19 protein-coding genes are annotated in these 26,383 nt (G+C 66.8%); 8 read left to right on the forward strand and 11 right to left on the reverse strand.

Annotated features, from left to right (window positions below; all coding sequences use genetic code 11):
- The 6 genes from ACNFIA_RS16065 to ACNFIA_RS16090 all read right to left on the reverse strand — a co-directional run bounded on the left by ACNFIA_RS16065 (window position 1) and on the right by ACNFIA_RS16090 (window position 6,204).
- Entirely contained in the window at window positions 1-1,086 is a 1,086-nt protein-coding gene (locus ACNFIA_RS16065) for a polyamine ABC transporter substrate-binding protein (RefSeq protein ID WP_416786513.1), read from the reverse strand.
- 41 nt (window positions 1,087-1,127) lie between these two features.
- The gene (locus ACNFIA_RS16070; RefSeq protein WP_259754580.1) at window positions 1,128-2,486 is read right to left on the reverse strand and encodes a glutamine synthetase family protein; all 1,359 of its coding nucleotides are present in this window, start codon (window positions 2,484-2,486) and stop codon (window positions 1,128-1,130) included.
- 171 nt (window positions 2,487-2,657) lie between these two features.
- On the reverse strand, window positions 2,658-3,944 hold the full coding sequence (locus ACNFIA_RS16075) for an NAD(P)/FAD-dependent oxidoreductase (protein WP_416786516.1): 1,287 nt from the start codon (window positions 3,942-3,944) through the stop codon (window positions 2,658-2,660).
- The gene (locus ACNFIA_RS16080) at window positions 3,941-4,684 is read right to left on the reverse strand and encodes an amino acid ABC transporter ATP-binding protein (protein ID WP_416786519.1); all 744 of its coding nucleotides are present in this window, start codon (window positions 4,682-4,684) and stop codon (window positions 3,941-3,943) included. The genes ACNFIA_RS16075 and ACNFIA_RS16080 overlap by 4 nt, the downstream gene beginning before the upstream one ends.
- Window positions 4,681-5,337, reverse strand: a complete 657-nt coding sequence (locus ACNFIA_RS16085; RefSeq protein ID WP_192295640.1) for an amino acid ABC transporter permease — start codon at window positions 5,335-5,337, stop codon at window positions 4,681-4,683. The genes ACNFIA_RS16080 and ACNFIA_RS16085 overlap by 4 nt, the downstream gene beginning before the upstream one ends.
- A gap of 108 nt (window positions 5,338-5,445) precedes the next feature.
- A complete protein-coding gene (locus ACNFIA_RS16090) occupies window positions 5,446-6,204 on the reverse strand; it encodes an ABC transporter substrate-binding protein (RefSeq protein ID WP_259754584.1) in 759 nt (252 codons plus the stop codon).
- A gap of 200 nt (window positions 6,205-6,404) precedes the next feature.
- Between ACNFIA_RS16090 and ACNFIA_RS16095 the strand changes: the two genes are divergently transcribed.
- On the forward strand, window positions 6,405-7,181 hold the full coding sequence (locus ACNFIA_RS16095; RefSeq protein ID WP_259754585.1) for an IclR family transcriptional regulator: 777 nt from the start codon (window positions 6,405-6,407) through the stop codon (window positions 7,179-7,181).
- A gap of 188 nt (window positions 7,182-7,369) precedes the next feature.
- On the opposite strand, the gene cobF is transcribed toward ACNFIA_RS16095, so the two are convergent.
- From cobF to ACNFIA_RS16110, 3 genes are all read right to left on the reverse strand, one after another.
- The gene (gene cobF / locus ACNFIA_RS16100) at window positions 7,370-8,134 is read right to left on the reverse strand and encodes a precorrin-6A synthase (deacetylating) (RefSeq protein ID WP_416786523.1); all 765 of its coding nucleotides are present in this window, start codon (window positions 8,132-8,134) and stop codon (window positions 7,370-7,372) included.
- Window positions 8,135-8,562: 428 nt separating this feature from the next.
- Window positions 8,563-10,890: a 5-methyltetrahydropteroyltriglutamate--homocysteine S-methyltransferase gene (metE, locus tag ACNFIA_RS16105; RefSeq protein ID WP_416786526.1), complete on the reverse strand. Its 2,328-nt coding sequence runs from the start codon at window positions 10,888-10,890 to the stop codon at window positions 8,563-8,565.
- A 328-nt stretch (window positions 10,891-11,218) separates the two neighbouring features.
- Complete coding sequence (locus tag ACNFIA_RS16110; RefSeq protein ID WP_416786528.1) at window positions 11,219-12,016, reverse strand: helix-turn-helix domain-containing protein; 798 nt, start codon at window positions 12,014-12,016, stop codon at window positions 11,219-11,221.
- 84 nt (window positions 12,017-12,100) lie between these two features.
- Between ACNFIA_RS16110 and panB the strand changes: the two genes are divergently transcribed.
- The gene (gene panB / locus ACNFIA_RS16115) at window positions 12,101-12,928 is read left to right on the forward strand and encodes a 3-methyl-2-oxobutanoate hydroxymethyltransferase (RefSeq protein ID WP_416786531.1); all 828 of its coding nucleotides are present in this window, start codon (window positions 12,101-12,103) and stop codon (window positions 12,926-12,928) included.
- Window positions 12,929-13,043: 115 nt separating this feature from the next.
- Here panB and ACNFIA_RS16120 read toward each other — a convergent pair whose 3' ends face one another.
- On the reverse strand, window positions 13,044-13,712 hold the full coding sequence (locus ACNFIA_RS16120) for a TIGR04211 family SH3 domain-containing protein (protein WP_259754594.1): 669 nt from the start codon (window positions 13,710-13,712) through the stop codon (window positions 13,044-13,046).
- Between the two features lie 338 nt (window positions 13,713-14,050).
- Here ACNFIA_RS16120 and ACNFIA_RS16125 point away from each other — a divergent pair, with 338 nt between their 5' ends.
- The 6 genes from ACNFIA_RS16125 (at window position 14,051) to ACNFIA_RS16150 (ending at window position 24,885) form a co-directional block, all read left to right on the forward strand.
- On the forward strand, window positions 14,051-14,395 hold the full coding sequence (locus ACNFIA_RS16125; RefSeq protein WP_184595441.1) for a cupin domain-containing protein: 345 nt from the start codon (window positions 14,051-14,053) through the stop codon (window positions 14,393-14,395).
- A 228-nt stretch (window positions 14,396-14,623) separates the two neighbouring features.
- Window positions 14,624-15,529 (forward strand): hypothetical protein, encoded by a 906-nt coding sequence (locus ACNFIA_RS16130; RefSeq protein ID WP_259754596.1) that lies wholly within the window; start codon window positions 14,624-14,626, stop codon window positions 15,527-15,529.
- Between the two features lie 760 nt (window positions 15,530-16,289).
- Window positions 16,290-21,317: a YadA-like family protein gene (locus ACNFIA_RS16135; protein ID WP_416786534.1), complete on the forward strand. Its 5,028-nt coding sequence runs from the start codon at window positions 16,290-16,292 to the stop codon at window positions 21,315-21,317.
- Between the two features lie 63 nt (window positions 21,318-21,380).
- Window positions 21,381-22,187: an OmpA family protein gene (locus tag ACNFIA_RS16140; RefSeq protein WP_416786537.1), complete on the forward strand. Its 807-nt coding sequence runs from the start codon at window positions 21,381-21,383 to the stop codon at window positions 22,185-22,187.
- A gap of 82 nt (window positions 22,188-22,269) precedes the next feature.
- Window positions 22,270-23,172, forward strand: coding sequence for a hypothetical protein (locus ACNFIA_RS16145; RefSeq protein WP_416786539.1), 903 nt, complete (start codon window positions 22,270-22,272; stop codon window positions 23,170-23,172).
- 153 nt (window positions 23,173-23,325) lie between these two features.
- Window positions 23,326-24,885: a methyltransferase regulatory domain-containing protein gene (locus ACNFIA_RS16150; protein ID WP_416786541.1), complete on the forward strand. Its 1,560-nt coding sequence runs from the start codon at window positions 23,326-23,328 to the stop codon at window positions 24,883-24,885.
- A 67-nt stretch (window positions 24,886-24,952) separates the two neighbouring features.
- On the opposite strand, the gene ACNFIA_RS16155 is transcribed toward ACNFIA_RS16150, so the two are convergent.
- The gene (locus tag ACNFIA_RS16155) at window positions 24,953-26,380 is read right to left on the reverse strand and encodes an efflux transporter outer membrane subunit (RefSeq protein ID WP_416786714.1); all 1,428 of its coding nucleotides are present in this window, start codon (window positions 26,378-26,380) and stop codon (window positions 24,953-24,955) included.
- Window positions 26,381-26,383 lie beyond the last annotated feature (3 nt).

Consider the following 26,383-nt stretch of genomic DNA (forward strand, 5'->3'; position numbering starts at 1 on the left):
TCATTGGTTGAACTTGATCTTGCTCCAGCTGCGGGTCATCAGGCGCATGATCTTGGGCGGCGGCGCCTTGGCGATGTACAGCTTGTCGAGCACGGCCTGGCTCGGGTAGACCTCGGGGTTGTTCTGCATCTCCTTGGGCAGCAGCGTCTTGGCGTCCGCGTTGGCGCTGGGGTAGCCGACGTATTCGCTGATGCCGGCGATCACCTTCGGGTCGAGGACGTAGTTGATGAACGCCAGGGCCTGCTCGGGATGGGTCGCATCCGAGGGGATCGCCATCAGGTCGAACCACAGGTTCGCGCCTTCCTTGGGAATGCTGTAGGCAATCTCGATGCCGTTCTTGGCTTCCTTGGCGCGGGCGGCGGCCTGGAACACGTCGCCGGAGTAGCCGAAGGCGACGCAGATGTTGCCGTTGGCCAGGTCCGAGATGTACTTGGAGGAGTGGAAGTAGGTGACGTACGGACGCACCGCCACGAGCTTCGCCTCGGCCTTGGGATAGTCCGCCGGGTTGGTGCTGTTGGGGTCCAGGCCCAGGTAGTTGAGTACCGAGGGGATCATCTCGTCGGGCGAGTCCATGAACGCCACGCCGCAGGCGCTGAGCTTCTTGATGTTCTCCGGCTCGAACAGCACCGACCAGGAGTCGATGCGGTCCACGCCCAGCACTTCCTTGACCTTGGCGACGTTGTAGCCGATGCCGTTGGTGCCCCACAGGTAGGGCACCGAGTGCTTGTTGCCCGGGTCGTTCTGTTCCAGCAGCTTGAGCAGCGTCGGGTCCAGGTGCTTCCAGTTCGGCAACTGGGTGCGGTCGAGTTCGAGGAACACGCCGGCCTGCACCTGGCGGGTCAGGAAGTGGTTGGACGGCACCACCACGTCGTAGCCGGAACGGCCCGCCAGCAGCTTGCCTTCCAGGGTCTCGTTGGAGTCGAAGACGTCGTACACCGGCTTGATCCCGGTGGTCTTCTGGAAGCCGGCGAGGGTGTCCGGGGCGATGTAGTCGGTCCAGTTGTAGATGCTGACGGTAGGTGCAGCGTGTGCGGCCGAGGCGATGGCTGCCAGGGCGAAGGGCGCAAGGGTGCGCAGCAGTCTCATGGGGACTCCCGAATTGTTGTTGTGAAGTCAGGGATGAGGGATCAGACGCTCAGCAGGAGGAACTCACGCTCCCAGGAGCTGATCACCCGCTTGAAGTTCTCGTGCTCGGTGCGCTTGACCGCCACGTAGCCCTGCACGAACTTCTCGCCGAGGAATTCCTTGAGCACGGTACAGTCTTCCATCTGCTGCAGCGCGTCCTCGATGGTGATCGGCAGGCGCAGGTTGCGGCGCTCGTAGGCGCGGCCCTGGACGGCGGCGCTGGGGTTGACCTGCTCGATCATGCCCAGGTAGCCGCAGAGCAGGCTGGCGGCCAGCGCCAGGTACGGGTTGGCGTCGGCGCCGGGCAGGCGGTTTTCCACGCGCATGGCGGCTGGCGGAGCGGCGGGCACGCGCAGGCCCACGGTGCGGTTCTCTTCGCCCCATTCGACGTTCACCGGCGCGGAGGTATCGGGCAGGAAGCGGCGGAAGGAGTTCACGTTGGGCGCGAACATCGGCAGCACTTTCGGGATGTACTTCTGCAGGCCGCCGATGTAGTGCAGGAACAGCTGGCTCATGGAGCCATCCTCGGCGGCGAAGATGTTCTTGCCGGTGGCGATGTCCAGCACGCTCTGGTGGATGTGCATGGCGCTGCCCGGCTCGTCGGTGATCGGCTTGGCCATGAAGGTGGCGCTGACGTCGTGCTTGAGCGCGGCTTCGCGCATGGTGCGCTTGAACACGATGATCTGGTCGGCCAGGCTCAGCGCGTCGCCGTGACGGAAGTTGATTTCCATCTGCGCCGGGCCGTCCTCGTGGATCAGCGTGTCCAGGTCCAGGCCCTGCAGTTCGCACCAGTCGTAGACGTCTTCGAACAGCGGGTCGAATTCGTTGGCGGCGTCGATGGAGAAGCTCTGCCGGCCGCTTTCCGGGCGACCCGAGCGGCCGACGGGGGCTTCCAGCGGGAAGTCCGGGTCGCTGCTGCGCTTGGTCAGGTAGAACTCCATCTCCGGCGCCACCACCGGGCTCCAGCCCTTGTCGGCGTAGAGCTTGAGCACGCGCTTGAGGACGTTGCGCGGGGACAGTTCGATGGGGTTGCCGACCTTGTCGAAGGTGTCGTGGATGACCATCGCGGTCGGCTCCAGCGCCCACGGCACCAGGAAGATGGCGTTAGGGTCGGGCTTGCAGACCATGTCGATGTCCGCTTCGTCGAGCAGGTCGTAGTAGATGTCGTCATCGACGAAATCGCCGGTGACGGTCTGCAACAGGACACTTTCGGGGAGTCGCATGCCCCCTTCGCCGAGGAACTTGTTGGTGGGGGAAATCTTGCCGCGGGCGATGCCGGTGAGGTCGCTCACCACGCATTCGACTTCGGTGATTTTCTGTTGCTTCAGCCGTTGCTCCAGTTGCTCGGCGGGGGTGGTCATACAAGCCTCGGAAGGTTTCTTGGTTTTATAAGGGATGCGCACGCAGCATCGTGCTGCCAGGCCGGACTAGTGTCGGCTGGCAGCACGGGGGCGTTCTATCCACTTTCCGCAAGGCGTGGGAATTGGCGTGAAAAAGCTCGCGCCAGGGCTGGTGGGGCAGGTTGGCCGCCGTCAGAACACGGCGTCGAGCAGGCGGTACCAGGCGATGCCCACGCCCAGGTACAGGCGCTGCAGGCTGTGGAAGGGGATCGGCCGCACCGGCGTGACGGGGAAGGGGAAGTCCTTCTCGCGGTCCAGCAGGCGCTCTGCCAGATGCCGGCCCAGGGTCGAGGCCATGGCGATGCCGCGACCGTTGTAGCCGAGCAGGATGCTCAGGTTCGGCGCCGGTTCATGCAGCCTTGGCATGAAGTCCGGGGTCAGCGCCACGCGGCCGCTCCACTGGTACTCGAACTCGACGCCGGCCAGTTGCGGGAACAGCCCCAGCAGCGAGCGCTTCAGATGCAGCCAGTCGCCGGGCGAGCGCGGCTCGGCGAACGGCCCGCGGCCGCCCAGCAGCAGGCGGCCGTGGGCGTCCTGCTTGAAGTAGAGCAGCAGGCGCCGCGCGTCCGAGCAGACCTCGCCATTGGGCAGCACACTGCGCCGCAGATGGTCCGGCAAGGGTTTGGTTGCGACGATGAAGCTGTTGGCGGCGATCACCGTCTGCCGCAGCCGTGGCCAGAGGTCGTCGGTGTAGCCGTTGGTGGCGAGGATGACTTTTTCGGCCGTCACGCTGTGCTGGGTGTGCGTGGTCAGCTGCCAGCCGTCGCCGTGGCGGCGCAGGGCGGTCACGCGGTTATGGCCGTGGATGGCGGCCCCTTCGCTCAGCGCGGCGCCTGCCAGGCCGCGCACGTAGCTCAGCGGCTGGACGCTGCCGGCGCGCGGGTCGACCCAGGCGCCGAGGTAGTCCTGGCTGCCGATGCGCTGGGCGACGCTGCGTTGATCGAGCAGTTCCACTGGTACGCCGTGTCGGCGCCACTGCTCCGCGCGCTTCTCGATGGCGCGCAGGGCGGCGGGCGAGGCGGCCGGCTGGATCCAGCCCTTGCGGGTGGCGTCGCAGTCGATGTCGTAGCGGCGGATCAGCTCGAAGACTTCGTCGGCGGCGCCACCGGCGACCTCGATCAGGCGCTCGGCCTGGTGACCGCCAAACAGTCGGCGCAGGTCGTCGGGGTCATGCTTGAGGCCGGGGATCACCTGCCCGCCGTTGCGCCCGGAGGCGCCCCAGCCCGGCTCGCCAGCGTCCAGCACGCAGACGCGCACGCCATTGCGTGCCAGGTGCAGGGCGGTGACCAGCCCGGTATAGCCAGCGCCGACGATGGCCACATCGACCTGCTTGTCCTGCGCCAGGGGCGGGGTCGCTGCGGCCGGGTTGGCGGTGGCCGCCCACAGCGAGGGCGGCAATGCCAGAGGCTGGGTTTTCATGCCTGGCCCCCGTCGGTGTTCAGCAGACGCCGTAGAAACTCCTGGGTGCGCGGCTGGCGCGGCGCGCAGAGCACGTCCTTGGCCGCGCCTTCCTCGACGATACGGCCGCCGTAGAGGAAACACACCTTGTCCGCCACGTCGCGGGCGAAGCCCATTTCGTGGGTCACCACCACCATGGTCATGCCTTCGTCGGCCAGCTTGCGCATCACCGCCAGCACTTCGCCCACCAGCTCCGGGTCCAGCGCGGAGGTCGGCTCGTCGAAGAGAATCGCCTTGGGGCGCATGGCCAGGGCGCGGGCGATGGCCACGCGTTGCTGCTGGCCGCCGGAGAGCTCGTCCGGGTAGGCGTCCATGCGGTGGCCCAGGCCGACTTTCTCCAGCAGGGCGCGGGCGTGCTCGCGGGCGGCGTCCGGGCGCTCCTTCTTCACGTAGACCGGACCTTCCATGACGTTCTGCAGCGCGGTGCGATGGGGGAACAGGTTGAAGCGCTGAAACACCATCGCTACCTGCGTGCGGATCTCATGAATGGAGTGGGCGTGGCGGTCGACCCGCTCCTCGCCAACCAGGATGTCGCCACCCTCGTAGGTCTCCAGCCCGTTGATGCAGCGCAGCAGGGTGGACTTGCCCGAACCGGACGGGCCGATCAGGCACACCACCTGGCCGCTCTCCACCGACAGGTCGATGCCTTCGAGTACGCGGGTGCTGCCGTAGCTTTTGTGCAGGGACTGGATGCGGATCATGCTTTCTTCCTCGTGGCGATGCGCGCTTCGAGGCGGCGCAGGGCGAACGACAGCGGCAGGCTCAGGGCCAGGTAGAGCAGGGCGACCAGCGTATAGACGGTCATGTTCTCGAAGGTCGAGGAGGCGATCAGCTGGCCGGCGCGGGTCATCTCGGCCACCGTGATGGTGGACACCAGGGAGGAGTCCTTGAGCATCATCACCAGGGTGTTGCCATAGGGCGGCAGGGCGATGCGGAAAGCCTGCGGCAGCACCACCCGGCGCATGATCATCGGGCCGCGCATGCCGAGGGACTCGGCGGCTTCGATCTGCCCCTGCTGGATGGCCTGGATGCCGGCGCGGAAGTTCTCGGCCTGGTACGCCGAGTAGGCGATGCCCAGGCCGATGATGCCGGCCTGCATGGCGGACAGCTGCACGCCGAAATCCGGCAGCACGAAGTAGATGTAGAACAGCTGCACGATGATCGGCAGGCCGCGGATCACGTTGACCACGGAGATGCCGAACAGCGCCACGGCGCGGACCTTCGACACCATCATCAGGGCGAAGGCCAGGCCGATGAGCGAGCTGAGCAGGAACGAGGCAATCGTGACCTGCACGGTGACCACCGCGCCACTCAGGAGAATGGGCAGGAAGTCCAGGGCGTTCTGGAGAAACATAGGGATGTCCGTCAGCGGAAATCAGGGCGGCCGTCACCCTTCACCGGGCGCGGGGCCGCGGCGAAAGGTGCGGGTAAGTCGTGTGGGCGGCGTGAAGAGCGGCGGACGTCAGTCCAGGTGCCACTTGCCGATGATGGCGGCGAGGGTGCCGTCGGCCTTGATGCTGGCGATGCCCTTGTTGACCTGGGCGAGCAGCTGCGGGTCGCCCTGGCGCAGGATCAGGCACACCTCGCCCTTGATCTGCGGCTGGTAGCTGTCCACCAGGCGGACCTTCTTCAGGGTGCCCTTGGCCATCTGGTAGGCGAGGATCGGGTGGTCGCCGAAACCGGCCTTGATGCGGCCCAGGGCCAGGTCGCGGGTGAGGTCGGCGAGGGAGTCGTAGCCGCGCACTTCCTTGAAGATGCCGCGCTGGTTGAGCTTGTCGATGAAGATGGTGCCAACCTGGGCGCCCACCACTTCACCCTTGAAGTCATCCATGCTGGTGTAGGCCTTGTCGTCGTCGGCACGCACCACCAGGCCCTCGCCGTACTCGAACACCGGGTCGGAGTACTGCACCACTTTTTCCCGCTCGGGGGTGCGCAGCATGGCGGCGGAGATCAGATCGATCTTCTTCGCGGTCAGCGAGGGGATCAGCGCGGCGAAGGTGGTCTGGGCGATTTCCACGTCGAAGCCGCCGGCCTTGGCCACGGCCTGGGCGGAATCGACCATCATGCCCTGGATGCTGTTGGTCTTGACGTCGAGGAAGGTGAACGGCACGCCGGTGGCGGTGGCGCCTACCTTCAGGGTTTCGGCCTGGGCGACCAGGGATGCAGCGCAGCTGGCGACGAGCGCGAGGGCGCAGGAAAACACGCGGAGGCGAGGATGCATTGGTGAACTCCCATGTGACGCGGTTTGTTGTCGTTATGCGTTATGGATAGCCCCAGGTATCGGCAGGAGGCTCTGGTCGCAATATAAATGATTTACAAAAATCGTAAAGAGATTTATAAATATCGCATATCGATATTTAAAGCCGGCACAGGGACCGATCCAGGACCTGATCCCCATGCAAACCCTCGCAAGGACGAGACATGAGCGACAACGAAAACAGCCTGTTCAACCAGTCGCTGGAGAAGGGCCTGGCGGTGTTGCGCGCCTTCAATGCGCGCAATCGCACCATGAATCTCGCCGAGGTAGCCGAGGCCGCCGATATCACCAAGAGTTCGGCGCAGCGGATGATCCACACGCTCGAGGCGCTCGGGTACGTCAGCAAGCACCCGCAGACCAAGCGCTTCCAGCTGACCCCGCAGGTAATGGAGATCGGCTACAACTACCTCGCTGCCGATACCCTGGTGGATGTTGCCAATCCCTTCCTCGCCGAGCTGGCGCAGACCACCGGCGAGACCACCAATCTCACCGAGCCGGTGCGCACCGACATGCTCTACGTGGCGCGTTTCGTGGGGCCCAAGTTCATTCCCATCCACCTGCCCATCGGCAGTCGCATTCCCATGTACTGCACCGCGTCGGGTCGCGCCTTCCTCAGTGCATTGGGTGATGACGAGGTGCTGACGCTGCTGCAGGACAGCGACCTGTCCAGCCACACCCAGTACACCCGGACTTCGCTGGAGGAGATCCTCGCCGAGATCGCCGAGATCCGCCGCAAGGGCTACGCGATCAACAGCGAGGAGCTGTTCCTGGGGGACATGGCGGTGGCCGCGCCGGTGCGCAACAGCCAGGGCCGCCCGGTAGCGTCGGTGCACGTGGTGGCGCCGACCAGCCGCTGGACCCGCGAGGACGCGGAACGCCGTCTGGCCCCGGCAGCCATCGAGTGTGCGCGGGCGATCAGCACCTCGATCCGCACGTTGTAAGGTCGCTCAGGACGGCGCCTGGACCGGGCGCCGACGCCTCGCTCATGAACCCTTGCAGTCGCTCCAGCGCCCGTTCGCCGTCGAAGCCGTCGCGATGCCCGCCGTTGCGCGGCGCGGCTACCGCTTTTTTCAGCCGCGCGCGGCTGGCTTCGCTGTCGGGCGGTGGTGTGGCGGCTTGCGCCCACGGCTCAGCTGTCCTTTGGTGTGCGCCGCAGCAGGTAGGTGTCCATGATCCAGCCGTGGGTCTGGCGGGCCTCGCGGCGGGTACGCTGGATGTCCTCGCCGACTTCCACCAGCCGCCCGCTGCGGAGGATTTCGTTCTCGGTACCGACGTAGGCGCCCCAGTAGATTTCCAGCTCGGGGTCGTCCAGCTGGCGGTAGGTATCCTGGGCATCGAGCATCACCACCACGCTGTCGGCGTTGGCCGGGAAGCCCTCGGCCAGACGGCGGCCAGTGGTGATCTGCACCGACTGGCCAATGGCGTTGAGCGGCACCTTGTGCCGCGCGGCGAGCGCCTGGACGCTGGTGATGCCCGGAATCACCTGGTAGTCGAAGTCCAGCCTGCCGGCGCTCTGGATGGCGTCGAGTATGCGCAGGGTACTGTCGTACAGCGAGGGGTCGCCCCAGACCAGGAAGGCGCCGCATTGGCCGTCCTGCAGCTCGCGGTCGATCAGCCGCTCGAACACCTGCTGCTTGGCGCGGTTCAGGTCGTGCACCTGCCCGGCGTAATCGCCTTCGCGCACGCGCTCGGGGCTGTCGGCCTCGACGAGGCGGTAACGGTCATGGGTGACGTAGCGCTGCAGGATGTCCCGACGCAGCTGCAGCAATGGTTGCTTGCTGGCGCCCTTGTCCAGGAGGAAGAACACGTCCGCGCGGTTCATCGCGTTGATGGCCTGCACGGTGAGGTACTCGGGGTCGCCGGCACCGATGCCGATGATGAGCAGTTGCTTCATGTGGGGGCCGCTTGCCTGGTTCGAAGAGCTCCAAGACTACGCCTGTCGAGCGGGGTGTAGGAGCAACTGTCTTCATCTGAAACCCCGTACTGGCTATCTCCCCTCTCCCTAACCCTCTCCCTGAAGGGAGAGGGGATTGGGCCGGTGCCGGCTGAAACTGTGGCGTCAGCCGGCTCGGATGGCTCCTCTCCCTTCAGGGAGAGGGCGGGGGAGAGGGCGGGTCGGCACGATATCCCATGTAGTAGCGGGCCATGCCCGCGATCGCGCGCATGGCGTGCTCCTACAGGGGCCTGGGCAGCAAGGCGGGGCGAATCACCTGGAAGGGTCATCTGCCATGGCGGATAAACGTGGGGCGTTATGCGCCCTACGTGACAGCGTCGGCCGCGGTGTTGCCCGTGAGGAACCAGGGGCGAACGCACCCCGGCCCGTCAGCCCAACAGGCGCACGTCGCGGCGCAGCTCGCGGGCGGCCGCGACCATGTTCACCAGCGCCGCTTCCGTCTCCGGCCAGGCGCGGGTCTTCAGGCCGCAGTCGGGGTTGACCCACAGGCGCTCGGCGGGAATGCGCTGGGCCGCCTTGCGCAGCAGCTTGACCATTTCCTCGGTGGCCGGAACGCGCGGCGAGTGGATGTCGTAGACCCCAGGGCCGATCTCGTTGGGGTACTCGAACGTCTCGAAGGCTGCCAGCAACTCCATGTCCGAGCGCGAGGTCTCGATGGTGATGACGTCGGCGTCCATGGCGGCGATGGCCTCGATCACGTCGTTGAATTCGCTGTAGCACATGTGGGTGTGGATCTGGGTGTCGTCGCGCACGCCCGAGGCGCACAGGCGGAAGGCTTCGGTCGCCCAGTCGAGATAGCGGCTCCATTCGCTGCGGCGCAGCGGCAGGCCCTCGCGGAAGGCGGCCTCATCGATCTGCACGATGCGGATGCCGGCGGCTTCGAGGTCGAGTACCTCGTCACGGATCGCCAGCGCCAGCTGCCGCGCCTGGGTCTCGCGGCAGACGTCCTCCCGCGGGAAGGACCACGCCAGCAGGGTCACCGGGCCGGTCAGCATACCCTTCATCACCTTGCGGGTGAGGCTCTGGGCGTAGCGGATCCACTCCACCGTCATCGGCTTGGGGCGGCTCAGGTCGCCATAGATCACCGCGGGTTTCACGCAGCGCGAACCGTAGCTCTGCACCCAGCCGAAACGGGTGATCAGGTAGCCGTCGAGCTGCTCGGCGAAGTACTCCACCATGTCGTTGCGCTCGGCCTCGCCATGCACCAGTACGTCGAGCCCCAGGTGCTCCTGGATTTCCACGGCATGGCGAATTTCGTTCTGCATGGCCTGGGTGTAGTCGGCGGCGCTGAGCGTGCCCTGTCTGAAGGCCTGGCGCGCCAGGCGGATGGCCGAGGTCTGCGGGAAGGAGCCGATGGTGGTGGTGGGGAAGTCCGGCAGGTCCAGGCCGGCGCGCTGCTTGACGATGCGCTCGGCGAAGGGGGATTGGCGCTGGCTGTCGGCGGCTTTCACGGCGGCCAGGCGGGCCTTCACCGCGGCCTTGTGGATGCGCGGCGAGGCGGCGCGGCTGGCCTGCACGGCGCGGCTGCGTTCCAGCGCGGCCACGACGTCCGGCGCGTCGGGCTGGTCGATGGCGCGGGCGAGCAGGGCGACTTCGGCGCACTTCTGCACGGCGAAGGCCAGCCAGCTCTTGAGTTCGGCATCCAGCTGGTCTTCGCGCTCCAGGTCCACGGGGCTGTGCAACAGCGAGCAGGACGGCGCCACCCACAGGCGTTCGCCCACCCGGTCATGGGCGTGGCGCAGCACCTCGAGGGTCTTCTCCAGGTCGCAGCGCCAGACGTTGCGGCCGTTGACCACGCCCAGGGACAGAATCTTGTAGGCCGGCAGGCGGTCGAGGATGGTCGGGAACTGCTCCGGCGCGCGTACCAGGTCGAGGTGCAGGCCGTCCACCGGCAGGCCGGCGGCCAGGCCCAGGTTGTCGTCCAGGCCAGCGAAATAGGTGGCCACCAGCTTCTTCAGCGGCTCGCTCTGCAGCAGGTTGTAGGTGCGCTCGAAGGCGTTCTTCCAAGCCTGGGGCAGGTCGAGCGCGAGGATGGGTTCGTCGATCTGCACCCACTCCACGCCCTGCGCGGCCAGGCGGCGGAAGATCTGGCCGTAGAGCGGCAGCAGGCGCTCGATGAGTTCGAGCTTGTCGAAGCCTTCCTGGCCAGGCGTGGCGCCCTTGGCCTTGCCCAGCCAGAGGTAGGTCAGCGGGCCGATTACCACGGGCTTCACCCTGTGGCCGAGGGCGTGGGCCTCGTCCACTTCCTCGAACAACTGCTCCCAGCTCAACTCGAAGCGCTGGTCAGCGCTGAATTCGGGGACGAGGTAGTGGTAGTTGGTATCGAACCACTTGGTTAGCTCCTGCGCGAGAAGGGGGTGGGCGTGCGCGCCGCAACAGCCGGCGGCGGCGCCGCGCGCCATGGCGAACAGGGTCTGCAAGGTCGGCTTGGCATCGCCCTCGGTACGGAATCGCTCGGGAATCACGCCGAAGGTCAGCGAGTGGGTCAGCACCTGGTCATACCAGGCGAAATCGCCCACGGGCAGCAGGTCGATGCCGGCGTTCTTCTGTACCTGCCAGTGAGCGGCGCGCAGTTCGCGGCCGACGGCACGCAGGCCGGCTTCGTCCAGTTCGCCCTTCCAGAAGGCTTCCTGGGCCTTCTTCAGCTCGCGGTCGCGGCCGATGCGGGGGAAGCCGAGGTTGTGTGCCAACGCCATGTGAATCTCTCCAGTGAATCAACAATGGCGAAATTCTCCCGGTACCTCATTCATGAAACAAACTCAATGTTCTCGTGATCAATATAAGGAACTCTCATGTTGATCAGCGCCCATTTGTAGGAGCGGGCCATACCCGCGATGGCGGACAAGGTCCGCCGTGAGGTGTTACCTCGATTCGTCCGATGACCCGGGTCGCCACAGCGGACTCCGTCCGAGACTGCTCGGCGCAAGCTCTGTCGCAGGCATGGCCAGCTCCTACAGGCTCGGGTCGATGACCGTGCTGAACCGTGCAAGAGCGCACCTTGCCCGCGACGTCCTGCACGCCAGGCTAGCCGTCACGCCCGCGCATCTGCCGCGCCAGCGCGCCGGGCGAGGTATGGAGTTGCCGCTGGAACAGCTCGATGAATGCCGAGGTGGATTCATAGCCCAGTTCACCGGCGATCAGCGTCACCGACTCGCCGCGCTCCAGACGCGGCAGCGCGGCCAGCAAACGCACGCGCTCGCGCCATTCGCGGAACGACAGCCCGGTTTCATCGCGGAACAGCCGCGCCAGGGTGCGCCGCGAGGCGCCGACGCGCTGTGCCCAGTCCTCGATGCCCAGCCGCTCGCCGGGATGTTGCTGGAGGTGATCGGTGACCCGCCGCAAGCGGCTGTCGCGTGGCAGCGGCAGGGCGAGGCCGGAGTCCGGCGCGTTGTGCAGTTCGTCCACCAGCACCTGCATCAGCCGGGCTTCCGGCCCGTCGTCGGGGTAGAGGCGGGGGTATTCGCTGGCGCGCTGGATGAGATTGTCCAGCAGCGGCGAGATCTCCAGCACCCGGCACGGCCCCAGCGCGACGGCTAGATCCGGTGCCAGGTAAAAGCTGCGGTGCACCACCGGCGTCCGCGCCCGGGCGCTATGGCGCACGCCTGCCGGCAGCCACATCGCCCGGCGTGGCGGAATCACGCAGGCGTACTGCTCGGTGCTCGCCTCGAGCACGCCGCTGGCGGCGTACATCAGTTGGCCCCAGGGGTGGGAGTGCAGTTCGACCTCGTGGCCGGCGGGCATGTCGAAGGCGCGCAGCCAGACGGGGCGCGGCAGCGACGTGAAGCCGGGAAGTGTCGGAGCGTCCTGTCCCGCTGACGGCATAGCTTGTCTCACTGTCGGAAGTGGGTCATGGAGGGCGATGGTAGCGTCTTGCTCAGCCAATAGCAGCCCGACCGGGAGCGCACCATGAGCAGCCATCGTCCGCAACAACGCCTGTCCACCCTCGACATCCGCCAGCGCCGCGAACCCGGCAGCCTGGTGGTGCTCACCGCCTATTCGGCGCCCATGGCACGGCTGCTCGACCCACATGTCGACGTACTGCTGGTGGGCGATTCGTTGGGCATGGTGCTCTACGGCATGCCGCATACCCTGGCCGTCAGCCTCGACACCATGATCGCCCACGGCGCGGCCGTGGTGCGCGGCTCGCAGCGGGCGTGCGTGGTGGTGGACATGCCCTTCGCCAGTTACCAGGCCTCGCCGCAGCAGGCCTTCCTTGCGGCGGCGCGGGTGCTCGCCGAAAGCGGCGCGCAGGCGGTCAAGCTCGAAGGCGGCGCGGAGATGGCCGGGACCATCGCCTTCCTCGTCGAGCGCGGCATCCCGGTGATGGCGCATATCGGCCTGATGCCGCAGAAGGTCAACGCCCTCGGCGGCTTCAAGGTCCAGGGCAAGGAGGAGGGCGGTGCTGCCCGGGTGCTGCGCGATGCGAATGCTGTCGCGGCCGCCGGGGCATTCAGCGTGGTGCTGGAAGGCGTTTTGGAGCCGCTGGCGCGGCAGGTCTGCGAGCGCCTGGAGATTCCGGTGATCGGCATCGGCGCCTCACCTGCCTGCGCCGGCCAGGTGCTGGTGACCGAGGACATGCTCGGGCTCTCCGGCGAACAGATTCCGCGTTTTGCCGAGCAATACGTGCGGGTGGACGAGCTGATCAGCGCGGCGGCCGAACGCTTCGCCAACGAGGTGCACCAGGGCCGGTTCCCGCAGGCGCGGCATTGTTTCGGGATGGATCCGTCCCGTTGACGCGTGGAGTGGCGGCGGGCCATCGCGGACGGAGTCCGCTCCTACGTAAGGTTGGCTCGTGCGTAGGAGCGGACTTCGTCCGCGATCGGTTCAGCCTGGCACGGATCGCGGGGGGTCAGACCCACTCGGTCGAACGCTTGCGGCGCACGCGCAGCATGGTCGGCAGGATCAGCCCGGCGAGTAGGCCGGCGCCGGCGATGCTGCCGCCGTAGGCCATGTAGCGCATCAGCACCTGCTTGTTTTCATCGCCCAACTGCGCCTGGGTATCGCGTAGCTGTGCGCGCGCCTGGTTCAGTTCGGCGTCCAGTGCGCTGCGGGTGGCCTGCAATTCATCGATGAGCTTCTTGCGCGCATCCAGGGTTTCCTGCATGCCTTGCACGCGGTTCTTCCAGGAGTCGTCGATGGTCTGCAGCTGGGTGGTCAGCTCGCTGACCTTCTGTTCCAGCGCGGGCAGGCGCTCGGCTTGGCCGGGCTTGTCCTGCAGGTCCTTGCTGGCGATCCACACGGTATTGCCGCTGTCGCTGCGTACCTGGCTGTAGTCGCCGGACGTGCTGACCAGCTGGACCTTCTGCCCCGACGTCAGCGTGCCGACGATGCGGTAGCCGTCGGTGGGGCCGCTGCGCACGTAAGTGCTCAGGCTGTCGTTCACCCAGCGCGCGTTGCTGGCGGGCTCCTCGGCCTGGGCAGCGGCGCCGGCCGCCAGCAGGCCGGCAAACAGGCAGGCACCGAGGGCGCGGGTCTGAAGGGAAGAAACTCGTGCGGGGAAGCGACGCAATAGGGACATGGGCAATCTTCACATGACTTGAAACGAAACCCGCCGTGCGGGAGCGAAAACGCCGGCCGGGCGACTTGCTTGGATACGAGGGTTCAGAACTGACCGGGTGGCCAATGGCCAGAAACCCACCCGGAGGGCCGACAGCAGACAGACAGTTGTCAGACGCCGAGAGTTCACCGGTAGGAATTTGTACGGATAAGCGGGCATCGCGGCAGGAACAGAAGCGGCAATAGAGAGAGGCAACGGGGCGGCAGCGCTGTCAGGCATACCGATGTCGAATCCAGGCAACTGCGGGAACGGTGCGGTGGCTATGGTGGCGGACCCTCACCGGAACGACTGGAGCTGTCATGTCCGACTTCATTACCGTATTGCGCGACACCTGCCCGACGCCCGTGCTGGACGCCACCAAGTGGAAGCGCATCGGCGGCGACCCGCACACCGTCAACCTCAATGCCTACCTGTCGGCGGACGGCAGCAAGATCATGGGCACCTGGATCTGCACCCCCGGCAAGTTCGAGGTCAACTACGAGAAGTGGGAGTACTGCCACTTCCTCGACGGCTACTGCGTCATCACCCCTGAGGGCGAACAGCCGATCCACCTGCGCGCCGGCGACGTGTTCGTGATCGAACCGGGCATGAAGGGCACCTGGGAGGTGGTGGAGACCGTGCGCAAGTACTTCGTCTTTGCCTGAGCCGCAGCGTGCCGGCACGGCGCGATGAAAAAGGGAGCCCCAGGGCTCCCTTTTTTTCATGCGTCGGCAAGGATGGCGCACGGTCAGTGGGCTTGTTGGGAATATTCCCATACCTATCTCAGGCCTGACGGGCCTCTCCGCTACGCAGGCGATCTCTAGAATTCGACAGCTGTCGGCGCTGCCTTTCACGGGCGCTGCATCCATTCATCCCGGTGGTAAGGCCTGTCCATGAAGTTCAAGGTAGTCGTCGTCTCTCTCTTCCTCGGCAGCGCGCTGGTCGGCTGTGATCAGGCGAGCAAGACCCCTGCCGACCCGGCCAACTGGCTCAGTGTGCCGACGCTACCGATCATCCAGGATGCCATCCTGCCGTTGGCGCCCACCTTCAATGGCCAGCGCGATGGCGTGCTGAGCCAGCAGATCTGCGCCCTGGCCACCGGCAAGGCCACCCAGGACCAGGTCAACGAGCAGCTCAGAAAGCTGAACATCGAACCGACCCGCCTGCCGCTGACCAGCAATGACGCCGTGGCCCTGCTGGTCAATGGCAACTCCGCCGCCCAGGTCATCGCGTGCGCCGCCTACCAGGCCACCGAGGTCCTGAGCCCGGTGGACATGCGCGAGTTCATCAAGCCCGCCAACCCGGCCGCCAAGCCGGAAGAGCATGAAAAGGCTGCCGAGGCCGGCAAGGAAAAGGACAAGGCAAAGCCGGCCGAAGTCGATGCCACCCGCGTTGCCCAGGTACTGCCGCTGCGCATTGCGCGGGCCCGCGCCGACGCGGATGTCTTCGCGCTGATCGCCGAGCAGCTGCAACGCACGCCGGGCCTGAGCATCCAGGAATACCGCGACAAGGCGCGCAACCTGTTCATCCGCCTGGCGCCGACCTACCTGGATCGCGTCGCCCAGCAGATGCCGCCGACCAACGCCAGCTACCAGGTGCAGCAGATGGATGCGCGGCGTTTCGTCTTCAGCAACAACCTTGGCGCGCGCTTCGATTACTCCGTGGAAAACGGCCTGGTGCTGAGCCAGAACGGCCTGCTCTGGTATGGCAACGGGCACCTGCTGGGCACTGCTTATCGTCTACGTGCGGCCTACTTCTCCGCAGATGTCGCGAAACTGCTGAGTGCCAGAAAGCCCTGAGTACTCGCTGCCCGGCGCCGCACAGAAGAGCGCGCCAGACCCCTGACGAAAATCCCGGCTCCGGCCGGGATTTTTGTTTTTCGCCTCCCCGTAAAAAGCCGGTCCGATTCGCCCTGACGCTGGCGCGCACCGGTCGTCGCGGCGGGCAGAAAAAGCCCCGTTTTCCAGCACCAGCAAATTCCTTCCGGCCAATCAGGGTTGGCTTCATGTCCCAGGATTCCTGCCGTCGCTAGCATGCTTTTCGTCAGGATTATCTGGAGATAATTCATGTCATTAACGGCAGAACTTAAAGTGATTTCTAATGAGATGAACCCGCGTGCGCGCGCCGTATCCGGCGCCGCCAGCTGCAAGTGGCGTAGCCCGCTCGTTCATCGCCACAGTGGGGGCGGCGTTGTCCTGGCTCCCCGCGTCGGCCCTATCGAATTTGCCGTTGATCATCGTCCCTCTCCGATCACTGGGCTCTCGGGCTTGCCTACGGCGCGTACCTCCGCGCCTGAGCGCTCCGAGCCCTGCTCTGACGAGCTCGCCTCGTGTCCTGTAAATCGCGGCATCCCCCTGCACGTTCAGCGCGGGCTGCCGGTGCGTTTTTCCTGAATCGAGTTGACGTCGGGCACCTCCTGGCGGGCGGCAGCTGTTGTTCCAGACGCTCACGCCGCAAGCCGAGTGATGCCCCAGACACCCGCGTTGAACCAGTGCGTTGCGAATGGACGCGCACTGGGCGCGGCGAGTGCCAACGGATTCTGCTTTCCCAGGAGTCATGATGAACAAGGTGTATCGTTTGGTGTGGAACGCCGCCCTCAATGCGTGGGTGGTCGCCTGTGAATTCGCCACTGCCAAGGGCAAGGGCAAGAGCGGCTCGCGCCGCAAGAAGGTACGCGGGGCGGGCCTGGCAGCCACCTCGCTGGCGCTGGCCATCGGCGCCTCGCAAGCCGTCTGGGCCGATGATGTCCAGGTCGGCAACCTGATCGATTCCAGCGTGGCGGTCGGCAACGCCGTCGCCGCGCCGAGTGCGGTTTCGTCCTCGGCGGCGCTGGCCTATTCGACGGCGTTGGGCGACTACCGCGCGACGGAGGAAACCCCGTCTGCTGCGCTCGCCAGCACCAGCTATTCCGTCGCGCCGGCATCCAGCGCCGACGCCACCCCCAGCACGAAAACCGCGTTGCTGGGCGCGACCCTGAAGAGCTCCGCCGGCAGCACGGAGTCGCATTACTTCAGCGTCAACGACAACAACGTCCAAAGCGCCAACTACCTCAACGACGGCGCGGTCGGCACCAATGCGACGGCCGCCGGCGTAGGCGCGAAAACCAATGGCGCGCGCGCCACTGCGCTGGGTTACAACACCAGCGCGGGCGCCATCGACAGCCTGGCGCTGGGCTCGGGCTCGAGCACCACGGCGATCGGCAGCATGGCCATCGGCACCGGGGCATCCACCGCCGGGGTGAACGCTATCGCCCAGGGCTTCGGCGCCACCGCGACGCCCAACGACTCCATCGCCATTGGCACCAATGCCCAGACGAAGGCTAACGACGCCAGCATCGCCATCGGCAAGGACACCGTTGCGCAGTCCATCCTCGGCCCGGGTTCGGTCGCGCTGGGCAACGAAGCCCAGGCCTTGAACAGCGGCAGCGTGGCCATCGGTTACCAGGCGCTGGCAGACGAGGCCAACCCACCCAGTGCCTTCACCGGCAACGTCGCTATCGGCCGCATGGCGCACGCGACCAACAGCTTGTCCGATCCGAGCGAGGCGTCCACCGCTGTCGGCAACGAGTCGTTCGCCGACAAGGGCGGCGTCGGCATCGGCGAGCGCACCAATGCGGCCGGCAAGCTGAGCACCGCGCTGGGCAACTCCGCCTCGGCGACCATGGACAACGCCGTGGCCGTGGGCGCCAAGGCCAAGGCCACGGCGGTCGACGCGGTCGCCATCGGTAACGGCGCGGCGGCACAGCAGGCGCGCTCGGTGGCACTGGGCGTCAGCTCGACCACCAGCGCGGCGGTCGCCACCCAGAACATCCAGATCGGCAACACCACCTACGACTTCGCCGGTGTGGCGCCGACCAGCACCGTCAGTATCGGCAACGTGGGCAACGAGCGGACCCTGACCAACGTCGCCGCCGGCCGCATCAGCCGCACCAGTACCGATGCCATCAACGGCTCGCAGCTGTTCGCGGTCACCTCGGCAGTCGAAGACGTCGCGTCCACGCCGCTCACCTTCGCTGGCAATACCGGCAGCACCGCCAAGCAACTGGGCGATACCCTGACCATCCAGGGCGCTGGCAGCACGGCCGGCACCTACAGCGGCGCGAACCTGAAAACCGAGGTCGACGCCAACGGCCAGCTCAACCTGCTGATGGCGGACAACCCGGCCTTCACCAGCGTGACGGCGGGCGGCACCACGACCCTGGACGCCTCCGGCCTGACCATTGCCAATGGCCCGAGCGTGACCACGGCCGGCATCGATGCCGGCGGCCAGCAGATCAAGCATGTGGCCCAGGGCACCGATGGCACCGACGCGGTCAACGTCGACCAACTGAACGACTCCATCAACCGTTCGGCCAAGACGCATTACTACAGCGTCAACGACAACGGCGTGCAGGGCGACAACTACAACAACGACGGCGCCACCGGTGTGAACGCACTGGCCGCCGGCGTAGGCGCCAAGGCGGCGCAGGATGGCGCCGTGGCACTGGGCTCCGGCTCGGTCACCGACGCCGCCGTGGCCACCACCAGCACCACCATTGCCGGCACCAGCTACCAGTTCGCCGGCAACGCACCGACCAGCACCGTCAGCGTGGGCAGCGTCGGCAACGAGCGCACCCTCACCAACGTTGCCGCTGGCCGCCTGAGCGCCACCAGCACCGATGCGGTCAACGGCTCGCAGCTGTTCGCCACCAACTCGGCCATCGATCACCTCGATGCCGGCGCGGTGAAATACGACACCAATCCGGATGGCAGCATTAACTACGGCAGCGTCACCCTGGGTGGCGATACCTACAACAGCACCACGAAGACCGGCGGCACGCGCATCACCAACGTCGCTGCCGGCGTGAATGGCGGCGATGCCGTCAACGTCGACCAGTTGAACAGCAGTGTCGATGGCGCCAGGTCGCACTACTACAGCGTCAACGACAATGGCGTGCAGGGCGACAACTACAACAACGACGGTGCCACCGGTGTGAACGCACTGGCTGCCGGCGTGGGCGCCAAGGCGGCGCAGGACGGCGCCGTGGCGCTGGGCTCCGGCTCGGTTACCGACGCTGCCGTGGCCACCACCGGCACCACCATTGCCGGCACCGACTACCAGTTCGCCGGCAACGCACCGACCAGCACCGTCAGCGTGGGCAGCGTCGGAAACGAGCGCACCATCACCAACGTTGCCGCTGGCCGCCTGAGCGCCACCAGCACCGATGCGGTCAATGGCTCGCAGCTGTTCGCCACCAATTCCGCCATCGATCACCTCGATGCCGGCGCGGTGAAGTACGACACCAACCCGGATGGCAGCATCAACTACGGCAGCGTCACCTTGGGTGGCGATACCTACAACAGCGCCACGAAGACCGGTGGCACGCGCATCACCAACGTCGCTGCCGGCGTGAATGGCGGCGATGCCGTCAACGTCGACCAACTGAACAGCAGCGTCGATGGCGCCAAGTCGCACTACTACAGCGTCAACGACAACGGCGTGCAGGGCGACAACTACAACAACGACGGTGCCACCGGTGTGAACGCACTGGCCGCCGGCGTGGGCGCCAAGGCGGCGCAGGATGGCGCCGTGGCGCTGGGCTCCGGCTCGGTCACCGATGCGGCCGTCGCCACAACCGGCACCACCATTGCCGGCACCAGCTACCAGTTCGCTGGCACTGCGCCGACCAGCACCGTCAGCGTGGGCAGCGTCGGCAACGAGCGCACCATCACCAACGTTGCCGCTGGCCGCCTGAGCGCCACCAGCACCGATGCGGTCAACGGCTCGCAGCTGTTCGCCACCAACTCGGCCATCGATCACCTCGATGCCGGTGCGGTGAAGTACGACCTGAACGCTGATGGCAGCATCAACTACAACAGCGTCACCCTGGGTGGTGACACCTACGACAAGAGCAGCAAGACCGGTGGCACGCGCATCACCAACGTCGCGCGCGGCGTGGATGACAGCGATGCGGTGAACATGTCTCAGCTCAACGAGACCAACGCCCAGGTCGCGCAGAACACCACCAACATCGGTGATGTGGACGGTCGCGTCACCAATATCTATGACACCGGCACCAAGTACTTCCACGCCAATTCCACCGGCACCGACGCCGTGGCCTCCGGCCAGGATTCCGTGGCCATCGGCATGGGCGCGGTCTCCGGTCAGGCCAACAGCGTGGCGCTGGGCGCAGGCTCGGTCACCGACGCTGCCGTAGCCACCACCGGCACCACGCTTCGCGGAGTGAACTACACCTTCGCCGGCACCTCGCCGACCAGCACCGTCAGCGTCGGCAGCGTCGGTAACGAGCGCACCATCACCAACGTCGCGGCCGGCCGCCTGAGCGAGACCAGCACCGATGCCGTCAACGGCTCGCAGCTGTATGCGACCAACCAGGCCCTGGAAACCATCACCGCGGGCGTCGGTACGCTGGACAAGGGCGCGGTCAAGTACGTGACCAAGCCTGACGGCAGCATCGACTACAGCACCGTCAACCTGGGTGGCGACACCTACGACAGCACCACCAGGACCGGCGGCACGCGCATCACCAACGTGGCGGCGGGCGTGGACGGCGGCGACGCGGTCAACGTCGATCAGCTCAACGTCGCGATGTCCAACGCCGAGACGCACTACTACAGCGTCAACGACAACGGGCAGAAGGGCGGCAACTACGCCAACGACGGCGCCCAGGGCAAGAACTCCCTGGCTGCCGGCGTCAACGCCAGCGCCACTTCCGACGCCGGCGTGGCGCTGGGCAGCGACTCGGTGGCCAAGCGTGACGCGGGCACTGCCGGGTATGTGCCGGCCACGGCGACCGACGAGCAGGCCAAGGCCATCGCCGCGACCACCAGCACTCGCGGCGCGGTGAGCGTGGGCGACGCCGACAACGGTGTTTATCGCCAGATCACCGGCGTAGCCGCCGGCAGCGAAGACAGCGATGCGGTCAACGTTGCCCAGTTGAAGAGCGTGGCGAACAACGCCAATGCCAGCATCAGCAATGTCGCTGACGGCAAGGACGGCATGTTCCAGGTGAACAACACCAGCAACCTGGCCAAGCCCAAGGCGACCGGCAAGGACGCAGTGGCCGGTGGCGCCGGTGCCCAGGCCTCGGGCGACAACGCCGTGGCCGTCGGTACGCGCTCGAAGGCGACCGCCAGCAACTCGGTGGCCCTGGGCAACGACTCGGTGGCTGATCGCGCCAACTCGGTGTCCGTCGGCAGCGCCGGCGCCGAGCGGCAGATCACCAACCTGGCCGCGGGCAGCGCCGATACCGATGCCGTCAACGTCGCCCAGCTGAACAAGGCGACCGGCGACATCAACAACAACATCAACGGCGTCTACACCGACCTCAAGCGCGACCTGAAGAAACAGGACGACACCCTGAGCGCCGGCATCGCCGGAGCGCTGGCCGCCGCCACGCTGCCGCAGCCGTATACGCCGGGCGCCAGCATGGCCTCGGTCGGCATGGGCAACTACCGCGGGCAGAACGCCCTGGCGATCGGTGTGTCGCGCATCTCCGACAACGGCAAATGGGTCACCAAGCTGTCGGGCAACACCGACACCCAGGGCCAGTTCGGCGTGTCGGTCGGCGTGGGTTACCAGTGGTAATTCCTTCCTGAACGAAGGGCCCGGCGCTGCCGGGCCCCTCGCGGATCTTTCGAGGTTTATCAGATGTTCGAGCAATACAAACTGGGCGGCCTGAAGCTCGCCCTGGCGGCTTCCGCGCTGGCTGCGCTGACCGCCTGCGGTACCGTCAGCGATGTGGATTCGGCAGGGCACACCCAGGAGCCGGTATTCCCGGCGATGAAGGACGCCAGCATGCCCGAAGGCAGCTACGTCAACCTGGAGAACCTGGGCAAGATGCGCTCCGGCATGACCAAGCACCAGGTGCAGGACCTGCTGGGCCACCCGCAGTTCTCCGAAGGCATGTTCGGCGTGCGCGAGTGGGACTACATCTTCAAGTTCCGCCAGGCCGAGGGCCAGCCGGACAAGGTCTGCCAGTACAAGGTGCTCTACGACACCGACTACATGGCCCAGTCCTTCTACTTCCACCCGGCCGACTGCCTGCAGCAGGCGCCGGCGCCGGTTCCTGCGCCCACACCGCAACCGCGTGCGCGCACCCTGAACCTGGCGGCGGATGCCTCGTTCGCCTTCGGCAGCGCGGTGCTGCGTCCGGAAGGCAAGGCGAAGCTGGACGAGCTGGCCGAAGGCCTGAAGGGCGCCGAGCTGATTTCCCTGGACATCGTCGGCTATACCGACCGCATCGGCAGCGTGCAGAGCAACATCCAGCTGTCCCAGGCCCGCGCCAATGCGGTGCGCAGCTACCTGATCCAGCACGGCGTATCCGGCGCGCTGATCAGCGCCGAAGGCCGTGGCCCGGCCGAGCCGCTGGTGAACTGCCCGGGCGCGGCGACGCCCGAGGTGATCGCCTGTCTGGCACCCAACCGCCGCACCAGCGTGGCGGTCCAGGCGAGGTAATCGCCAGGCGCGGCTCACTGCCGCGCCTTTTTTTATTTCCACCGAACTTCCTTTTTTTCATTCCTCCATTGCGCTGCCTTCGATGATCTCCCGATATTTCTGCTTCGCCCTGTTCCTGGGCTCCCTGGCGCTGTCCGGCTGCAAGGACCCGCAACCGCCGCAGTCGCCCCCGGCTGAGGCCGTTCACCGCGAGTGGCTGACTCTGCCGGCCTTGCCGTTCCTGCAGGGCGCGGTGTTGGCGCTGGCGCCCAAGCTCGAGGATGGCCTCACGCCGGAATTGATGAACCAGATTTGCGGCCTGGCCCGTGGCAACGCCACCCAGGACCAGGTGAATGCCTTCCTGGCCCAGCAGAAGGTCGACACCGCGGCAGCGGCCAAGCGCAATCCAGCCCTGGCGTTGCTGAGCAATGGTGACCGCGCGGGGCAGGCCACGCTGTGCGCGGCGCACCTGGCGAGCACGGCATTCTCCCTGGCCGACCTGCAGCTCTTGCAGGCGGCGCAGGGCGGCTCCGCCCACGGCAAGGCAAAGACGGACGCCGCCGCGGAGACGGTCACTGACCAGGCCAGCCTGACGATGCTGCTGTCGGTGCGCCTGGCCATCGCCCGTGCCAACGCCGATGTGTTCACGTTGATCGCCAGCGAGCTGCAGCGGCGCCCCGGACTCAATCCGCTGGAGATCCGCGAGCAGGCGCAGCAGCTGTTCGGCCGCCTGGCGCCGACCTACCTGGCGCGGGTGCGCGCGCAGTTCCCGGCGTCGGGCACCACCATCGAGGTGTTGCACCTGGATAAAAACTCGCTGGAATTCACCTCGTCCGATGGCGCCGAACTCACCTTGTGCAACGGTCAGTTGAGCCTTCGCCAGCATGGTGCGCTGGCCTATGGCGAGGGTCGCCTGCATGGCCTGAATCGCCCGCTGCAGGTGGCTTACTTCGACGGCCAGGCCGCGGCGATGCTGGCGCCGCCGGGGACGGAAACCAGCCGCTGAGTGATTCGTCGGCGGGCGGACGAATATCCTGTCAGAAAAATCCTTAATCGGTTTTGAGGTGCAGTACCGCGTTGGGCGGGGCGGCAGAATGCGCGCAAGTCTTGTCGGCGCATTCGACGAGGTCATACCCCGCATCCAGTAGGCAACCCTTCCGTGTCCGCATCCGCTACGCCGCTTCCGTCTTCCCAGGTCAATTCCGCCCAGATCTTCCGTTGTCACCCGCATTACGCGCCCGAGCACCTGGCCGTGCTGGCCTGGCTGTTCGGTCTGGAGCCGCCGAAGGTGGAAAAGGCCCGGGTGCTGGAGCTGGGCTGCGGCGCGGGTAGCAACCTGGTGCCGTTCGCGGTGCGCCACCGCCGCGCCAAGGTGCTGGGTGTCGATGCGTCGGCCGAGCGCATCAAGCAAGGGCAGCAGACGGTCCGCCAGCTCGGGCTGGGCAACCTGCGCCTGCATGCCGCCGCGCTGGAGGAGATCACCGCGGAGTTCGGCGAGTTCGACTACATCATCTGCCATGGGCTCTACAGCCATCTGTCCGCGATGGATCGCCGCGAGGTCATGCGCATCTGCAAGGAGAACCTGGCGGCCAATGGCGTCGCCTATGTCAGCTGCAATACCTATCCGGGCTGGAAGTCCCGGGAGATGGTGCGCGATGCCATGCTGCTGCGCCTGGATGGCCGCGCCCTCGACGCGCAGGCGCTGGCCGAGGCGCAGGGCATGTTCGATTTCCTCAAGCGCTGGGCGAACCTGGGTGGCAACGCGCTCAAGGGGGCGGTGGAGGAGTGCGAGTCGCTGCGTGGGGACCCGGCGCGCCTGTCGGCGTTCCTCGAACCGAACAACACGCCGTTCTACTTCTCCGACTTCGTGCAGCGCTTCGAGCAGCACGGCCTGGCGTACCTGGCCGATACCCGCGCGGCGGGCATGTTCATCAGCCATTTCCCCGAGGGGGTGCAGCAGGCGCTGCTCAACGAGTGCGGGCACAGCCAGGTGGCCATGGAGCAGTACATGGACATCCTGACCAACCGCAGCACCCGGCAGACGCTCCTGGTGCACGCCGACAAGGCCGGGGCGATCCGCTACCGGATGACCGCCGACCGCCTGGTCAAGCTGCACGTGGCCGGCCGTTTCGAATGCGAAGGCGCGGTGCAGCTGGACGACAGCGAGCAGCAGTTCCTGGTGGCCGACGGGCGCCGTATCGGCTTGCGCGGCGCCGCGATGAAGGTCGCCGCCTACCGCCTCAACGAGGTCTGGCCGCGCACGCAGAACCTGCCGGCGCTGCTGGCCTACATCGAGCAGCAACTGGGCACGCTGCCGGCCAGGGCCGAGCCGCAGTTGCTCGACCTGTTCGAGCACATCGTGGTGGCCGATCTGGGCCGCTATCGCCTGGTGCCGGTGATCGGCGGGCCGGGCGCGGCGGGCATGCCACGGGTCGATCCGGAAGTCATCGGCTTTGCGCAGTTGGGCGGAGGCGGCGAGGGCAGCGTGACCTTCAACCCCTGGCACGAGGCGATCACCCTGGATGCGTTTTCCGCGCTGCTGTTGCCGCTGCTGGATGGCTGCCACACCCAGGACGAATTGCTCGAAGCCATCGCCGAGGCGGTTGCCGAAGGGCGGCTGGGCTTCCTGCGCGACGACCAGCCGATCACCGACCGGGAGGAACTGGGCAGGATCGGCGTGCTGCACCTGAACCGGGTGCTGGAGTCGCTGCTCGCCTGAAGCGTTGCGCTGCACAAGAAGAGGCCCCGGCAGATTGCCGGGGCCTTTGCGTTACAGCGGCGAAGGATCAGCGCCGCGCCGTCACGTCACCGCTCCAGCCGCCCAGCGCGCGGAACAGATCCACCAGGGCGATCTGCCGCTGGGTGCTGGTCTCGATGTAGGCCGACTCGTTGACGAAGTGGCTGCGCTGGGCGTCGAGGTAGCGCAGGTGGCTGTCGACGCCGCCTTCGTAACGCGCCTTGGCCAGCTTCAGGGTTTCGCCGGTGGTGTTGGCCAGCGCGCGGCGCGCGGCCTCTTCGCGGCGCAGCGTGTCGGTGGCCGCGAGCGCGTCGGCGACTTCGCGGAACGCCGTCTGGATGGTGCCTTCGTAGGCGGCCACCGCTGAGTCCTTGCGCACCTTGGCCAGGTCCAGGTTGGCGCTGTTGCGCCCCGCGTCGAAGATCGGCAGCGACAGGGTCGGCACGAAGCTCCACGAACGCGAACCGCCGTCGAACAACCCGGACATTTCCGCGCTGGAGGTACCGAAGCTGCCGGTCAGGCTGATGCGCGGGAAGAACGCCGCGCGGGCCGCGCCGATGTCGGCGTTGCGCGCCTTGAGCACGTGCTCGGCGGCGAGGATGTCCGGGCGCCGCTCGATCAGCTCGGACGGGGTGCCGGGTGCGATGTCCTGGATCAGCATGGGCGTGGCCTGCGGCACCTGCGGGATGCGCTGCGCGGCATCGCGGGTGCCGAGCAGCAGCACCAGGGCATTGAGCGCCTGCTGCTTCTGCCGCGCGTTGCTTTCCAGCTCGGCGCGGGACTGTTCCACCAGCCCCAGCGCTTCCTGGTAGTCCAGCGCGGTGGCCGCGCCGGCGCTGCGCCGCTGGCTGATCAACCCGAGCGAATCCTCGCGGCTGGCCAGGGTCTGCTCGGTCAGTTGCAGGCGGCGCTGGGCGCCGTCGTAGGTGAGATAGGCCTGGCTGACTTCGGCGATCAGCGCGATGCGCGCGCTACGCCCGGCTTCCTCGCTGGACAGGTACTGCTCCAGCGCCGCGTCGGTCAGGCTCTTCACCCGGCCGAACAGGTCCAGTTCGTACTCGGGCAGCGCCAGGCCGACCTGGTAGCTGCTGCTCACCGCCGAGCCGCCGCCGTTGGACAGGTCCGCCGGCAGGCGCTGGCGATTGCCGTTGGCAGCCGCGTTCAGCCCCGGCACGCGGTCGGCGCGCTGGATGCGGTATTGCGCGCGGGCCTGTTCGATGTCCAGCAGGGTCTGGCGCAGGGAGCGGTTGTTGTCCAGCGCCACGCTGACCAGTTCGCGCAGTTCGCTGTCGACGATGAAAGTCTGCCAGTCGAGGTGGCTGGCGGCGGCGCCGGGCTGGGCGGCGGGGCCGCTCCAGCGCTGTGCAACCGGTGCCTCGGGGCGCTCGTAGGTGGGCGCCAGGGAGCAACCGCCCAGAATCATCGCCAGCACCAGCGCGCTTGGGGCGAGCGCGCTGGCAAAGGCGGGTGTGCGCAGGGT

This window comes from Pseudomonas sp. NY15437 (assembly GCF_048068435.1).
In the GTDB taxonomy this organism is placed as follows: Bacteria; Pseudomonadota; Gammaproteobacteria; order Pseudomonadales; family Pseudomonadaceae; genus Pseudomonas; species Pseudomonas nitroreducens_B.